The following is a 13830-nucleotide window of genomic DNA, read 5'->3' as shown; positions in this document are numbered from 1 at the left end:
GCCCGCTAGCTGATCTGCAGGAACATGCTCTTGTCGTTGAGCTGCAGGTATTCGATCAGGTCGTCATAGGCCAGCGGGCGGCTGAGCAGGAAGCCCTGGGTGAAGGCACACCCCTTCTGGCAGAGGAAGTTGAGCTGCTCACGCGTCTCCACCCCCTCGATCACCACCTGCATGCCGAGGTTGTGCACTATGTTGATGATGCCGTCGAGCAGCAGCCTGTCCTGTTCGTTGAACGGGATGTGGCGCACGAAGGCGCGGTCAATCTTGACCAGATCCACCGGGAAGTTGCGCAGGTAATTGAGCGCCGAATAGCCGGTGCCGAAGTCGTCGATGGCCAGCTTGCAGCCCGCCTCGCGCAGGGCATCGATCCGCACCCTGTGCTGATCACTGGTCTCCATCAGCAGGGATTCGGTGATCTCGATGACGATGTCACAGGGGTCGAGCCCGAAGTGGTGGATCACCTTGAGCCACTCGCTCGCCTCCGGATCTATGGTCTGGAACTCCAGGGTGGAACGGTTGATGGACATCTGCAGATCCGGGAAGCCGGATTGCTGCAACCGAGCCAGATCGCGGCAGGACTGCCAGAGCACCAGCGCCCCCAGCCCCTGGATGAGCCCCGCCTCCTCCGCCAGCGGAATGAAGTCCGCCGGTGAGACCTGACCCCAATGCGGGTGATACCAGCGCACCAGCGCCTCCAGCTTGGCCACCCGGCCACTGCGGTTGTCCCAGATCGGCTGATAGGCCATGGTCAGCTGCTCCAGCTTGATGGCCTCCGCCAGATCCTGCTGCATCTGATGACGCTGGCGTACCTCTTCGCGCATGGAGGCGCAGTAGGTACCGAGCAGGCGCCCCTGCCGCTTGGCGGCAAACAGCGCCTGTTCGGCGTTGCGCAGCAGCTCGTCGCTCTCGACGCCATCCCCTGGGCAGAGGGTGATGCCTATGGTGGCCGTCACATAGAGGTGCTGATTGGCCAGCATGAAGGGACGGGCGAAGCCGCCTATCACCTGCTTGGCGAACACCTCGGCCTGGCGGCGGTTGACTATGCCGGGCACCAGGAAGGCGAACTCGTCGCCGCCGATGCGGGCCACCAGATCCTCGGTACGCACCCGGCTCACCAGCCGATCCGACACCTCCCGCAGCAAGGCGTCACCGGCGTGGTGATCCATGCTGTTGTTGACCGCCTTGAAGTTGTTGAGGTCGAGCACCATGAGCGCGAAGCGCTCGCCCCGCTCGCAGAAGCGGCTGAGGCAGCGACCGAACAGCCAGCGGTTGGGCAGGCCTGTGAGGTTGTCGTAGTTGGCCTGGGCGGCGATCTTCTGCTCCGCCAGCTTGGTCTGGGAGAGATCGCTGAAGATGGCGATGTACTGGCTGATCCTGCCCCCTTCCCGCAGGGTGCTGATCATCAGCTGCTGGGGGTAGAGCTTGCCGTTCTTGCGCTTGTTCCACACCTCGCCACGCCACACCCCCACCCGCTCCAGCGCGTGATACATGTCGGCGTAGAAGGCCTGATCGTGCAGCCCGGACTTGAGCAGGCTGGGGCGCTGACCGCACACCTCGGTCTCGCTGTAGCCCGTGATCTGCTCGAACGCCGGGTTGACCGAGATGATGCGGCTGTCGGCATCGCACACCAGAATGGCTTCGGAGAGGTTGTCATAGACCCGGTGGGAGAGCTTGAGCTGCTCGGCATGGCGCTTGAGGGGATCGATGTTCTCCAGCACCACCATCAGGTAGTCGGGCTGCAGCTGATCATCCCGCACCAGGGTGACTGTGACCCGGCCCCACAACACCTGACCATCCCGATGCAGGTAGCGCTTCTCCTGGGTGAAGGCGGTACGCTCGCCGCGCTTGAGCTCAGCGTAACAGGAAACGCTGCGCAGCCAGTCTTCCGGATGGTTGATCTCGGCGGCGGTACGGTGCAGCAGCTCCTTCTGGCTGTAACCCAGCATCTTCTCGATGGCCGGGTTGGTCCAGAGGATCCTGCCATCCAGATCCAGCTTGCCGATCCCCACGGGGGCGTGAGACATCATGGTGTGCAGGAAGTGGTGATACTCGGGCTGGCTCTGCACCGGCAACTGCTGGCACATCAGCGCCAGCTCGCGGCCCGCCAGCGGTGCCAGCAGCCGCAGCAAACCCATCACCTTGTCCATGTTGGCGAGCGGCTGCTTGAACAGCACGCTGCAGATGCCTATGGTCTCGCCCTGGGCATTCTTGAGGGCCACACCGGCATAGGCCTGAATATGCCAGGCCTGTAGCACGGCGGCATGGGGAAACAGCTGCTGGACGCGATCGCTGAACCAGGCCTCCCCCTCTTGCAGGGTGACTTCCCCCGGGGTGGCGCTGACCGGAAAGCTGAAGTTAGTGGTGTCGAGAGATGCGGGATGGGCGGCATGCACCTTGAAAAACAGCCCCGCTTGATCCCTACCTGAAATCAGGACGAAGTCGGCCCTGACCGCTGCTGCGATTTCACTCACAAAGGTATCGAAATATCCCTGACCACTCGAATGAGACAGACTTGAGATGATTTGATAGACAGACTCGAGTGCTCGCCTCATGGCAAGGTTCTTTCTCTCCTTGGAAGGTAGAACCCGACTCTACTGAAGAGGCGGGGACAGTGCAAACATGCACTCCGCAAGATATTAAAAAGCCTTGAGAAAAGGGACCAAAAGGTCCCTTTTTATCTCAAAAATCACGCAAGGATCCCACTATGTCGCAAAAGTGTACCTGCTTGAAGCTCACGGCGGCAAAGGGCGCCGGGCCTCAGGCGGCAATCCCGCTGTGGCGTAGCAGAGCATCGACTCTGGGTTCGCGGCCACGGAAGGCACGGAACAGCTCCATCGGCTCCTTGGAGCCACCCTTCTCCAGAATATTCTTCAGGAAGGATTGGCCGGTGGCCGGGTTGAAGATCCCCTCCTCTTCGAAGCGGGAGAAGGCATCGGCGGAGAGCACCTCGGCCCACTTGTAGCTGTAGTAGCCCGCCGCATAGCCGCCCGCGAAGATGTGGGAGAAACTGTGCTGGAAGCGGTTGAACGCCGGCGGCGTCATCACGGCCACCTGGCTGCGCACCTCGGTCAGCAGGGCCGGGATCTGATCCGGGTTGGCCGGGTCAAACTCCTGGTGCAGACGGAAGTCGAACAGGGCGAACTCCAGCTGACGCAGCATCTGCATGGCGGCCTGGAAGTTGCGGGCGGTCAGCATCTTCTCCAGCAGATCCGCGGGCAGCGGCTCGCCGGTTTCATGATGACCGGAGATGAAGGCCAACGCCTCGGACTCCCAGCACCAGTTCTCCAGGAACTGGCTCGGCAGCTCCACCGCATCCCAGGCCACGCCGTTGATACCGGCGACACCGGCCACGTCGATCCGGGTCAGCATATGGTGAATGCCGTGGCCGAACTCGTGGAACAGGGTCACCACCTCGTTGTGGGTGAACAGGGCCGGTTTGCCATCCACAGGGCAGTTAAAGTTGCAGGTCAGATAGGCCACCGGCTTTTGCAGCGAGCCATCCTGACGGTAGCGACGACCCAGGCAGACATCCATCCAGGCCCCGCCCTGCTTGTGCTCGCGGGCATAGAGGTCGAGGTAGAAGCTGCCGCGCAGCTCGTCCTCGGCATCGAAGATGTCGTAGAAGCGCACATCAGGGTGCCAGGTGTCGATGCCGAGGCGCTCGCGCACCTTGATGCCAAACACCCGTCTCACCACCTCGAACAGGCCCTTCACCACCTTGTTGGCGGGGAAGTAGGGGCGCAGTTGCTCGTCGGAGATGGAGAACTTGTGCTGCTTGAGCTTCTCGGCGTAATAGGGCAGATCCCAGGCCGCCAGTTCGCTCTGGCCATGCTGCTCGGCGGCGAAGGTGCGGATCTCCTCCAGCTCGGCCTTGCCCTGTGGCAGGGATTTGGCCGCGAGATCCGAGAGGAAGCCCACTACCTGCTCCGTCTTGTCCGCCATCTTGGTGGCGAGCGACAGCTCGGCATAGTTGCCAAAACCCAGCAGCAGGGCCAGTTCGCGGCGCAGGGAGAGCAGCTCGGTCATGATGGCGGAGTTGTCCCACTTGCCGGCGTTCGGGCCCTGATCCGAGGCGCGGGTGGTGAAGGCCTCATAGAGTTCGGCGCGCAGCGCGCGGTTGTCGGCATACATCATCACCGGCAGGTAGGAGGGAATATCCAGAGTGAACAGCCAGCCCTGCTGACCCTTCTGCTCCGCCAGCTGGCGGGCGGCGGCCTGCGCACTCTGTGGCAGGCCGGTCAGGTCGGCCTCGTCGGTCACCAGCCTGGTCCAGCCCTGAGTCGCATCCAGCACGTTGTTGCTGAAGCGGGAGGCCAGCTCGGAGAGACGGGCCTGGATCTCGCCGTAGCGCAGCTGCGCCTCGGCGGGCAGACCGATACCGGACAGGCGGAAGTCGCGCAGGGTATTCTGGATCTCCTTGCGCTGGGCACCGCTCAGCAGCGGGAAGTCGTCGCTCTCGGCCAGCTCGCGATAGGCCTGATAGAGGCCCTCATGCTGACCGACATAGGTCTGGAACTCGGACAGCAGCGGCAGGCAGGCATCGTGGGCCGCGCGCAGCGCTTCGCTGTTGAGCACCGAGTTGAGATGGCTGACCGGTGACCAGACTCGCGCCAGGCGGTCATTCACCTCTTCCAGCGGCGCGATCAGGCTGTCCCAGGTATGGGGGTCGCGCTGGGCCAGCACATCGCTGATCTTCTGTTTGCAATCGGCGATGGCCTGCGTCACGGCAGCTTGCACCTGGTCGGGCTGGATCTGGCTGAAAGGGGGCAGCGAGTCCATTGTCAGCAAAGGGTTGTTCATCCTGCGGTACCTCTAAATTCTCTACAGCCCCTGCCGTCCAGAAGCCTGCTTGGACCATCTAAGATGTAGGCAGAAACCTCATTAATCAAGCCTTTGCCACCGAGAGGCGGGCCAGTTGCCCACTTTTCGCGAAAACTTGCTCATTAAATCAGCGACAAGGCGGCCAGAGACGACAATGCCGACCCGGGGGTCGGCATTGTCAGCGAAAGCGCAAGGCGGGCATCAGCGTCTGGCGTCTTCCTGCAGCCACTGCGCCACCCGCTTGGCGAAGTAGGTGAGGATGCCGTCGGCACCGGCCCGCTTGAAGCAGAGCAGGGACTCCATGATGCTCTCCTTCTCCTTCAGCCAGCCGTTCTGGATCGCCGCCATGTGCATGGCGTACTCGCCGCTCACCTGATAGGCAAAGGTCGGCACGCCGAACTGATCCTTCACCTGGCGGATCACGTCCAGATAGGGCATGCCCGGCTTGACCATGACGCTGTCGGCCCCTTCCTGAATATCCAGTGCCACTTCGTGCAGGGCTTCGTTGCTGTTGGCCGGATCCATCTGGTAGGTGGCCTTGTTGCTCTTGCCCAGGTTGCCGGCAGAGCCGACCGCATCGCGGAACGGGCCGTAGTAGCAGGAGGCGTACTTGGCGGAGTAGGCCATGATCTGGGTGTTGATGAAGCCGTTCTCCTCCAGCGCGGCACGGATGGCGCCGATGCGACCGTCCATCATGTCTGACGGCGCCACTATATCGACCCCGGCAGCAGCGTGGGAGAGCGCCTGCTTCACCAGTATTTCCGTGGTGATGTCGTTCAGCACATAGCCTTCGTCATCTATGATGCCGTCCTGACCGTGGGTGGTAAAGGGGTCGAGCGCCACGTCCGTGATGACACCCAGCTCGGGGAAGCGGGCCTTGAGGGCGCGGGTCGCCCGCTGGGCCAGACCGTCAGGGCTGTAAGCCTCTTCCGCCAGCAGGCTCTTGCTCTGCAGCGGAGTCACAGGGAACAGGGCGATGGCGGGCACGCCGAGGGCGACCAGCTCTTCGGCTTCCGCCAGCAACAGATCGATGGAGAGACGATCCACCCCCGGCATGGAGGTGACGGCCTCACGGCGGTTCTCCCCCTCCAGCACGAACACGGGATAGATGAGATCGTTGGCGGTCAGTACGTTCTCGCGCACCAGACGGCGGCTGAAATCATGTTTGCGCACCCGGCGCAGGCGGCGACCCGGAAAGGCGCCAGGAAGTGTTGTAGCCATGAATCACTCCAAAAGAGGAAGTTGGAAGAACGCGGCGGAGGTGGCCCGGGTGTGGGCCAGCAAGGCCTCGGGCGCTTCACCACGGCAAGCCGCCACCACCTGGGCGATGTGCGGCAAAAAAGCGGGTTCGTTACGCTTGGGTCTGGGTTTCAGATCCCGCGGCACCAGATAGGGGGCATCGGTTTCTATCATCAGCCGACCGGCCGGAATGCGGGCCACCTGCTCGCGCAGCAGCTGACCGCGGCGCTCGTCACAGAGCCAGCCGGTCACTCCTATATGCAGCCCCAGCGCCAGACACTCGTCCAGCTCCTCGTCAGAGCCGGTGAAGCAGTGCAGCACGGCTCCCGGCAGCTTGGGCAGCCAGGGACGCAGGATCTCGATGAACCTGGCGTGGGCATCGCGGCAGTGCAGAAACACCGGCATCCCGAGCTCGGCGGCCAACGCCAGCTGGGCGTCGAATACCGCATCCTGCACCGGACGGGGGGAGAAGTCCCGGTTGTAGTCAAGGCCGCACTCGCCGATGGCCACCACCTGCGGCAAGGCCGCCAGCGCACGCAATGCGGGCAGGGTCTGCTCATCGACGCTCTTGGCATCGTGGGGATGCACACCCGCGGTGGAGAAGCAGTAACCCGGCCACAGCGCAGCCAAGTCAGCACTTTCTCGGCTGCCGACCAGATCGGTACCGGTCAGGATCAGCGCCTCGACCCCGGCGGCGCGGGCACGGGCCACCAGTGCTGGCTGTTCACCGGCAAACTGGCTGCTGGTGAGGTTGAGACCAATGTCGATCATGGGATGAGACGTTCCGAACAAAAGGAATACATATCAGGTATTTGAAAACCATCTACTCAATGGGGCATCACCATACGCCTCGAACGAGGGCATGAAAAGAGGAAGGGAGCCTCAGCTCCCCTCTTCCGTTTGTTCCTGTTGCTCCTCTTCCTTCACGTAGAAACGGGCGAAGAACAGACCTATCTCCCACAAGGCCCACATGGGGATGGCGAGCAGGGTCTGGGAGAAGACATCGGGCGGAGTCAGCAACATGCCGACCACGAACACCCCGACGATGACGTAAGGGCGCTTCTCCCTCAGGCTCTTGGGGGTGGTCACCCCGGTCCAGCACAGCAGTATGGTGGCCACCGGGATCTCGAACGCCACCCCGAACGCGAAGAACAGGGTGAGCACGAAGTCCAGATAGCTGGCGATGTCGGTCGCCACCGTCACCCCGGCGGGCGCGGTACTGGTGAAGAAACCGAACACCAGCGGGAACACCACGTAGTAGGCAAACGCCATGCCGCTGTAGAACAACACGGCAGTGGAGACGACCAGCGGCATGATGAGACGCCGCTCATGCTTGTACAGACCGGGGGCGATGAAGGCCCAGGCCTGATACAGCAGATAGGGGATCGCCACGAAGAAGGAGACCACCAGGGTCAGCTTGATCGGCGTCAGGAAGGGGGTCGCCACATCCGTCGCTATCATGCTGGTGCCTGCCGGCAACTGACTGAGCAGCGGCTGGGCCACGAAGTCATAGATGTTGTTGGAAAAATAGATCAGCGCGATGAACACCAGCAGGACGGCCGAGATGGACCGCAGCAAGCGGGTTCTCAGCTCGACCAGATGGGTGATCAGGGGTTGTTCGGCCTGACTCATGGCTTCACCTCCCCTTGCTCGACACGCAGCTCTGCACCCTGGACAGGGATCATGGCGGTTTCCTCGTCATGAGCCGCCGTCACGGCTGGTTGCTCGGATGTATCTTCCTGCACCTCGGCAACGGCCGGGGCGGGGCGGATGGTGTTTTGCTGTTCGTAAGGGCGGGTCACCGATTGTGCGGCCGCTTTCAGCTGCTCGATAGACTCCTGCAACTCGGGGCTCAGGTTGTTCATCTGCAACTGTTCGGCCTTCTTCAGGTCGTTGTGCAGATCCTGCAACTTGAGCTCCTGCTCCAGCTCGGACTTGACCGAGTTGGCAGTGCTGCGGATCAGCCTGATCCAGTGGCTGGCGGTACGGATCGCCACGGGCAGCCGCTCGGGACCGAGCACCACCAGGGCGACGACACCGATGACAACCAGCTCCCAGAAACCGATATCGAACATGGCTTAGGCCTGATCTTTATCTTTCTGCTTGGCGGTCTCGGCACTGTTGGCCGCTTCGTTCAGCTGCTTGGGAGGAAACTCGGCATCTTTCTGCTCGGGTTTGCCATCGGTCGGCTCATCAGACAACGCCTTCTTGAAACCCTTGACGGCCGCACCCAGATCGCCGCCGATCCCGCGCAGCTTCTTGGTACCGAACAGCAGCACGACTATGACTGCGATGATCAACAACTGCCAAATACTGATACCACCCATGATATGTCTCCAAGTCCAACATTGACGCTAAGGTATGCGAGTGTGTTATTAACGATCACGATGCTGATACCAGCCCGTAATTTCTTCAAAACTGACGCCAAACTGCACGAGTGCGTTATTGGCGAGAGCGGGCCTTGAACCAGCCCAACAGCCAGCATAAACCGGTGCCGGCCAGGCTGATTTGTCCCCACTCAATGTATTGTTTTTGGGTCAGCAAGAATACACCCGCCAATAGCAGGCTGGCTCCAACCCCTAAGAGGTAGCGAGCCTGTCCCTGTCGACGGCTGTGACGGCGGAAATCGGCAAACATCTGATCGAAGTGGCGCTGCTGGTGACGGGTCTGGCGCAGGGTCTCATAGACCAGCTCAGGCAATTCAGGCAGTTTCTCCGCCCAGAATGGCGCCTTCTCCTTGATGGCATTCCACACGGCTTTCGGCCCGACCTGCTCGTGCATCCAGTTTTCCAGATAGGGCTTGGCGGTCTGCCACAGGTCCAGCTGGGGATAGAGCTGACGACCCAACCCCTCCACATAGAGCAATGTCTTCTGCAACAGCACCAGCTGCGGCTGCACCGCCATGTTGAAGCGACGGGCGGTGTTGAACAGGTTGAGCAGCACGTGGCCGAACGAAATTTCGGACAGCGGCTTCTCGAAGATGGGCTCCAGCACGGTGCGGATGGCGAATTCGAACTCGTCCACCTTGGTGTCTGGCGGTACCCAACCGGACTCCACGTGCAGCTCGGCCACCCGGCGATAGTCGCGGTTGAAGAAGGCGAGGAAGTTCTCGGCCAGGTAACGCTTGTCTTCCCGGTTGAGGGTGCCGACTATGCCGCAGTCGATGCCGATCCAGAGCGGATTGTCGGGATGTTCATAGGAGACGAAGATGTTGCCGGGGTGCATGTCGGCGTGGAAGAAGCTGTCGCGGAACACCTGGGTGAAGAAGACCTCCACCCCGCGCTCGGCCAGCAACTTCATGTTGGTGCCGTTGGCTTCCAGCGCCGGAATGTCGGAAACCGGTATGCCGTAGATGCGCTCCATCACCAGCACATGCTCACGGCAGTGTTCGGTGAACACCTCGGGCACGTAGAGGGCATCTGAGCCGGTGAAGTTGCGGCGCAACTGGATGGCGTTGGCGGCTTCGCGCATCAGGTTCAGCTCGTCGAGTATGGTCTTGCGATACTCTTCCACCACCTCGATGGGGCGCAGGCGCGCACTCTGGGGCACGAAACGGGCCACCAGGCGGGCCAGGGTCTGCATCAGGCGCAGATCGGCCTCTATGACCGGCTCTATGTCGGGGCGGATCACCTTGATGACGATCTCGCGGCCATTTTCCTTCAATCGACCCGTGTGCACCTGGGCGATGGAGGCCGACGCCAGCGGCGTCTCGTCAAAGTCATCGAACAGGGTCTCGACGGAACAACCCAGACTCTCCTCGATCTTGAGGCGCGCCGCCTGACCGCAGAAAGGCGGCACCCTGTCCTGCAACAGGGCCAGCTCTTCGGCGATATCCGGCGGCAGCAGATCGCGTCGGGTCGACAGCATCTGGCCGAACTTGATGAAGATGGGACCGAGCGCCTCGAAGGCGAGGCGAATGCGGGCGCCGCGACTCAGCCCCTGCTGCTTGTTCTTGAGCCAGAACAGGCTGCGGCGGGCCAGACGACCCGGCCAGGGCTGATAGCGGGCAGGCACGAGTTCATCTATGCCCTGCTCCAGCAGGATGCTGATGATGCGATAGAGGCGCTTGAACTCCTTCGGGGTCATCAGGCTACCTGCTGTTCGAAGCGGGCCAGCCGCAGCTCGACCGCTTTCATCCGTTGCGCCAGCAGCTCGACATCGTCGTTGAAGCTCGCCACTTCCAGCGGACCGGGCGCGAGGCGGATCTCTTCGGTCAGGTATTCCGCCAGCTGGCTGCGGGAGCGGCACAGCTCGCGCCCCAGCACGCGGCGCGCCTGACGGGCACCACTGAACAGGGTGTGGGCCAGCACGTCGCCGGTATAGTGCGACAGCTCCTCTTCCCAGTCGATGTCCAGCTCGCCCAGCAAGACGCTGAACGCCTGCACCAGCTGGGGATCGCCGCTCAGATCCAGCTTCTCCTCACGGATATAGCGAGTCAGGGCGGAAGGGTCTTTCAGCAGGCCCAGCGCCGTCAGCGACAGGCTGAGCACGGCATCGGCCTCGCCTTCGTGGCGGGCCAGCACATCCAGCCGGCGATCAGAGAAGACAAACCAGAGCGGCTTGAGCTCACGCAGCTCCAGCTTGAGCACCTTGCCCGTCAGCTTGCGCAACCGTTCCTGACTCTGCTTGTCGAGCGTCAGCAACTGGTTGAGGCTGGTTTCGATCACGGCGGTGACCATGGCATCCATCGGCATAGGCGACCTTAAAACTTGTAACCACGGTGCAGGGCAACCACACCCTGGGTCAGGTTGTAGAACTCGACCTGCTCAAAACCGACATTCTCCATCATTCCCTTCAGGGTCTGCTGATCCGGGTGCATGCGGATGGATTCCGCCAGATATTTGTAGCTTTCACCGTCGTTCGCGACGATTTCACCCATTTTCGGCAGCAGTTTGAAGGAGTAGAGATCGTACAGCTTGGCGATCACCTCGCTGGCGGGCTTGGAGAACTCCAGCACCAGCAGACGGCCGCCCGGCTTCAGAACCCGGAACATGGAGGCCAGCGCCTTGTCCTTGTCGGTGACGTTGCGCAGGCCGAAGCCGATGGTAATGACATCGAAGTGGTTGTCCGGGAAGGGCAACGCCTCGGCGTTGGCCTGTACGTAGGAGACGTTGTTCGCCACTCCCAGGTTGCGCAACTTGTCGCGGCCCACCTTGAGCATGGAGTCATTGATATCCGCCAGTACCACCTGACCGGTCTCGCCGACGATACGGGAGAACTTGGCGGTCAGATCACCGGTGCCACCGGCCAGATCCAGCACCTTCTGGCCCTTGCGCACACCGGAGCAGTCGATGGTGAAGCGCTTCCACAGGCGGTGGATGCCGAACGACATCAGATCGTTCATCAGATCATACTTGGCTGCCACCGAATGAAAGACGCCGGCGACCAGGGTTTCCTTCTCGGTCGCGGCCACGGTTTTAAAGCCAAAATGCGTTGTCGTAGTCTGTTCTGACATCCCTTAAACACCCATAGAGCAAAGAATGGTCGCCAGTTTACCAGAGCCAATGGCGTGCGGACACCTTAAACCCGACTGGCAACCAACTGCATGCCCAGCAACACCATGGCCAGACAGAGGAAAAGGTTGAGGCCTATATTGAGCACCGCCTTCAGGTAGGCGCCCTGCTGGGCCAGCACCACAGTATCCAGCGCGAAGGAGGAGAAGGTGGTGAGAGCCCCAAGGATCCCCACCATCAGCAGCGGCTTCATCGGGTGTTCCACCACATGACCCTGACTGATGAGCGCAAAGGCGATACCCATGATGAAAGAGCCCACCACATTGACCACCAGGGTGCCATAGGGAAAGTGGCGTCCCAGCAAGAGTGCCATCAGCTCAGCGATACCAAAACGCAGGCAGGCGCCGATGGCACCACCGGCCGCAACATATAACCAGGTTTGCATAGGGCAGACTCCACAGTATCAGGCAGACATTATGCAAAATGTCGGCAAGCGGGGACAGCGGGGCAATTAATCGAGATCGACCGCCTCACCGGCGAAAGTCGACCGGTTCGACCCGATCCAGATGGAGCGAGGTCTGGGCCGGCCGGGTCTCGGCAATCACCCGGCCATGGCGGATGGAGTAACGCACCGGCACCTGACGGCGCACCGCATCAAACCCGTTCTCGGCAGGCAGGATCAGCAGATTGGCCGGCTTGCTGACCTCGATGCCGTAGCGATCCTGCACGTTCAGAGTACGGGCGCTGTGGCTGCTGATGAGCTTCAAGCCGTCGTTGATCTGCTCATACCCCATGATCTGGCACACATGCAGCCCCATGTGCAGCACCTGCAGCATGTTGGCCGTGCCCATGGGATACCAGGGATCGAACACGTCGTCGTGGCCGAAGCAGACGTTGATGTTCGCCTCCAGCATCTCCTTCACCCGGGTGATGCCGCGGCGCTTGGGATAGGTATCGAAGCGCCCCTGTAGGTGGATGTTCACCAGCGGATTGGCGACGAAGTTGATGTCCGCCATCTTGAGCAGCCGGAACAGGCGGGAAGCATAGGCCCCGTTGTAGGAGTGCATGGCGGTGGTATGGCTGGCGGTCACCCGCTGGCCCATGCCGCGCTCATAAGCGAGCGTCGCCAGGGTCTCGATGAAGCGGGACTGCTCGTCATCGATCTCGTCACAGTGCACATCCACCAGAACCTGATACTTCTCGGCAAGATCGAAGACGTAGTGCAGACTTTCGACCCCATATTCCCGGGTGAACTCGAAGTGGGGAATGGCGCCGATCACGTCGGCTCCCAGCCTGATCGCCTCTTCCAGCAACGCCTTGCCATTGGGGTAGGAGAGGATCCCCTCCTGCGGAAAGGCCACTATCTGCAGCTCGACCCACTCCTTCATCTCCTTCTTTACCTCCAGCATCGCCTTCAAGGCGACCAGGTTGGGATCGGAGACATCGACGTGGGTGCGGACAAACTGGATGCCGTTGGCGATCTGCCACTTCAGCGTCTGGATGGCGCGCTGTTTCACATCTTCATGGGTCAGCAGCGCCTTGCGCTCGGCCCAGCGCTCTATCCCCTCGAACAGGGTACCGGAGAGGTTCCAGCTCGGCTCCCCGGCGGTCTGGGTAGTATCGAGGTGAATATGAGGCTCGATAAAGGGGGCCATGGCCAGACCCTCCTCCCCATCCAGCTCCCGGGTAGACAGGAGAAGCTGGCTCATGGGAGCTATGGTCCGGATCAGGCCATCCTGGCACAGGATCTGCCACAACCCCTCTCTGCCAGCCAGACGCACATTCTTTATCAGCATGTTTTTCTTCCTTTTTCTGACACCGATTACCTTTTCCAATCCACAACTTAGCTTGGATCAATTTAATAGAAAAGCGTTCATATTGAATACATATGAGACTGCTACTATTGATAAACAGCAACAATAAAAGGGAGTTAATTGGGATGAAAGCAGGATTGACCGAGATCGGCAGCGCTGGTCTGTTTCACGAATATCTGCAGACACTGGGTATCAACAAGCCGCCGTTGACCTCGATCGACAAGCAGTGGGAATACAAGCGCAACGAACGGCTGGTCGCGGCTATCCAGATAGAATCCTCGGGACAGGCCCGCTTCTATCTCGATGCCAGACAGATTTCGGTAAACTGAGAAAGACGAATACAAAAAAGCCTCCCGATTGGGAGGCTTTAATATTTACTGGTGCTGATACCCAGAGTCGAACTGGGGACCTCATCCTTACCAAGGATGCGCTCTACCAACTGAGCCATATCAGCACACTAACCGGTAAAGACCGCACTGCGTGCGTTATCTAAATCTTCTGTC

13 protein-coding genes and 1 tRNA gene are annotated in these 13830 nt (G+C 61.0%); 1 reads left to right on the top strand and 13 read right to left on the bottom strand.

Annotated features, from left to right (window positions below; all coding sequences use genetic code 11):
* Positions 1-5: 5 nt before the first annotated feature.
* From AACQ95_RS05510 to AACQ95_RS05455, 12 genes are all read right to left on the bottom strand, one after another.
* A complete protein-coding gene (locus AACQ95_RS05510) occupies positions 6-2552 on the bottom strand; it encodes a putative bifunctional diguanylate cyclase/phosphodiesterase (protein ID WP_241280897.1) in 2547 nt (848 codons plus the stop codon).
* A 205-nt stretch (positions 2553-2757) separates the two neighbouring features.
* Positions 2758-4800, bottom strand: coding sequence for an oligopeptidase A (gene prlC, locus AACQ95_RS05505; protein WP_241280896.1), 2043 nt, complete (start codon positions 4798-4800; stop codon positions 2758-2760).
* 222 nt (positions 4801-5022) lie between these two features.
* Positions 5023-6042: a porphobilinogen synthase gene (gene hemB, locus AACQ95_RS05500; protein ID WP_043557294.1), complete on the bottom strand. Its 1020-nt coding sequence runs from the start codon at positions 6040-6042 to the stop codon at positions 5023-5025.
* A gap of 3 nt (positions 6043-6045) precedes the next feature.
* Positions 6046-6831, bottom strand: a complete 786-nt coding sequence (locus AACQ95_RS05495) for a TatD family hydrolase (protein ID WP_241280895.1) — start codon at positions 6829-6831, stop codon at positions 6046-6048.
* Between the two features lie 111 nt (positions 6832-6942).
* A complete protein-coding gene (gene tatC, locus AACQ95_RS05490) occupies positions 6943-7692 on the bottom strand; it encodes a twin-arginine translocase subunit TatC (RefSeq protein WP_042867359.1) in 750 nt (249 codons plus the stop codon).
* Positions 7689-8135, bottom strand: coding sequence for a Sec-independent protein translocase protein TatB (tatB, locus tag AACQ95_RS05485; protein WP_241280894.1), 447 nt, complete (start codon positions 8133-8135; stop codon positions 7689-7691). Before tatB ends, tatC begins: the two co-directional genes overlap by 4 nt.
* Before the next feature lie 3 nt (positions 8136-8138).
* Complete coding sequence (gene tatA / locus AACQ95_RS05480; protein ID WP_043135785.1) at positions 8139-8387, bottom strand: Sec-independent protein translocase subunit TatA; 249 nt, start codon at positions 8385-8387, stop codon at positions 8139-8141.
* Between the two features lie 115 nt (positions 8388-8502).
* The gene (gene ubiB / locus AACQ95_RS05475; protein WP_241280892.1) at positions 8503-10146 is read right to left on the bottom strand and encodes a ubiquinone biosynthesis regulatory protein kinase UbiB; all 1644 of its coding nucleotides are present in this window, start codon (positions 10144-10146) and stop codon (positions 8503-8505) included.
* Complete coding sequence (locus AACQ95_RS05470; protein ID WP_241280891.1) at positions 10146-10754, bottom strand: ubiquinone biosynthesis accessory factor UbiJ; 609 nt, start codon at positions 10752-10754, stop codon at positions 10146-10148. Before AACQ95_RS05470 ends, ubiB begins: the two co-directional genes overlap by 1 nt.
* Before the next feature lie 8 nt (positions 10755-10762).
* Positions 10763-11515: a bifunctional demethylmenaquinone methyltransferase/2-methoxy-6-polyprenyl-1,4-benzoquinol methylase UbiE gene (gene ubiE, locus AACQ95_RS05465; RefSeq protein WP_042867354.1), complete on the bottom strand. Its 753-nt coding sequence runs from the start codon at positions 11513-11515 to the stop codon at positions 10763-10765.
* A 65-nt stretch (positions 11516-11580) separates the two neighbouring features.
* Positions 11581-11958 carry a fluoride efflux transporter CrcB gene (crcB, locus tag AACQ95_RS05460; RefSeq protein ID WP_043135880.1) on the bottom strand — a complete coding sequence of 126 codons (378 nt, stop codon included), beginning with the start codon at positions 11956-11958 and terminating at the stop codon, positions 11581-11583.
* Positions 11959-12043: 85 nt separating this feature from the next.
* Positions 12044-13309 (bottom strand): cytosine deaminase, encoded by a 1266-nt coding sequence (locus AACQ95_RS05455; protein ID WP_241280890.1) that lies wholly within the window; start codon positions 13307-13309, stop codon positions 12044-12046.
* Between the two features lie 92 nt (positions 13310-13401).
* On the opposite strand from AACQ95_RS05455, the gene AACQ95_RS05450 reads away from it, so the two are divergent.
* Positions 13402-13656, top strand: coding sequence for a hypothetical protein (locus AACQ95_RS05450; RefSeq protein ID WP_052159050.1), 255 nt, complete (start codon positions 13402-13404; stop codon positions 13654-13656).
* 49 nt (positions 13657-13705) lie between these two features.
* Here the strand turns inward: AACQ95_RS05450 and AACQ95_RS05445 are convergent.
* Positions 13706-13781 (bottom strand) — tRNA-Thr (locus AACQ95_RS05445).
* Positions 13782-13830 lie beyond the last annotated feature (49 nt).

The sequence above is a fragment of the Aeromonas sp. MR19 genome (genome assembly GCF_963899305.1).
GTDB classification, from domain to species: domain Bacteria; phylum Pseudomonadota; class Gammaproteobacteria; order Enterobacterales; family Aeromonadaceae; genus Aeromonas; species Aeromonas bestiarum.
Note: the sequence above shows the minus strand (reverse complement) of the source record. Positions and strands in the feature narration are given on the sequence as shown.

Excerpts from the sequence above, each read along its gene's own strand:
- ubiB (WP_241280892.1), bottom strand. The coding sequence starts at position 10,146 with ATGACCCCGAAGGAGTTCAAGCGCCTCTATCGCATCATCAGCATCCTG.
- AACQ95_RS05470 (WP_241280891.1), bottom strand. The coding sequence starts at position 10,754 with ATGCCGATGGATGCCATGGTCACCGCCGTGATCGAAACCAGCCTCAAC.
- tatB (WP_241280894.1), bottom strand. The coding sequence starts at position 8,135 with ATGTTCGATATCGGTTTCTGGGAGCTGGTTGTCATCGGTGTCGTCGCC.
- hemB (WP_043557294.1), bottom strand. The coding sequence starts at position 6,042 with ATGGCTACAACACTTCCTGGCGCCTTTCCGGGTCGCCGCCTGCGCCGG.
- prlC (WP_241280896.1), bottom strand. The coding sequence starts at position 4,800 with ATGAACAACCCTTTGCTGACAATGGACTCGCTGCCCCCTTTCAGCCAG.
- tatC (WP_042867359.1), bottom strand. The coding sequence starts at position 7,692 with ATGAGTCAGGCCGAACAACCCCTGATCACCCATCTGGTCGAGCTGAGA.
- ubiE (WP_042867354.1), bottom strand. The coding sequence starts at position 11,515 with ATGTCAGAACAGACTACGACAACGCATTTTGGCTTTAAAACCGTGGCC.
- AACQ95_RS05495 (WP_241280895.1), bottom strand. The coding sequence starts at position 6,831 with ATGATCGACATTGGTCTCAACCTCACCAGCAGCCAGTTTGCCGGTGAA.
- AACQ95_RS05450 (WP_052159050.1), top strand. The coding sequence starts at position 13,402 with ATGAGACTGCTACTATTGATAAACAGCAACAATAAAAGGGAGTTAATT.
- crcB (WP_043135880.1), bottom strand. The coding sequence starts at position 11,958 with ATGCAAACCTGGTTATATGTTGCGGCCGGTGGTGCCATCGGCGCCTGC.
- AACQ95_RS05455 (WP_241280890.1), bottom strand. The coding sequence starts at position 13,309 with ATGCTGATAAAGAATGTGCGTCTGGCTGGCAGAGAGGGGTTGTGGCAG.
- AACQ95_RS05510 (WP_241280897.1), bottom strand. The coding sequence starts at position 2,552 with ATGAGGCGAGCACTCGAGTCTGTCTATCAAATCATCTCAAGTCTGTCT.
- tatA (WP_043135785.1), bottom strand. The coding sequence starts at position 8,387 with ATGGGTGGTATCAGTATTTGGCAGTTGTTGATCATCGCAGTCATAGTC.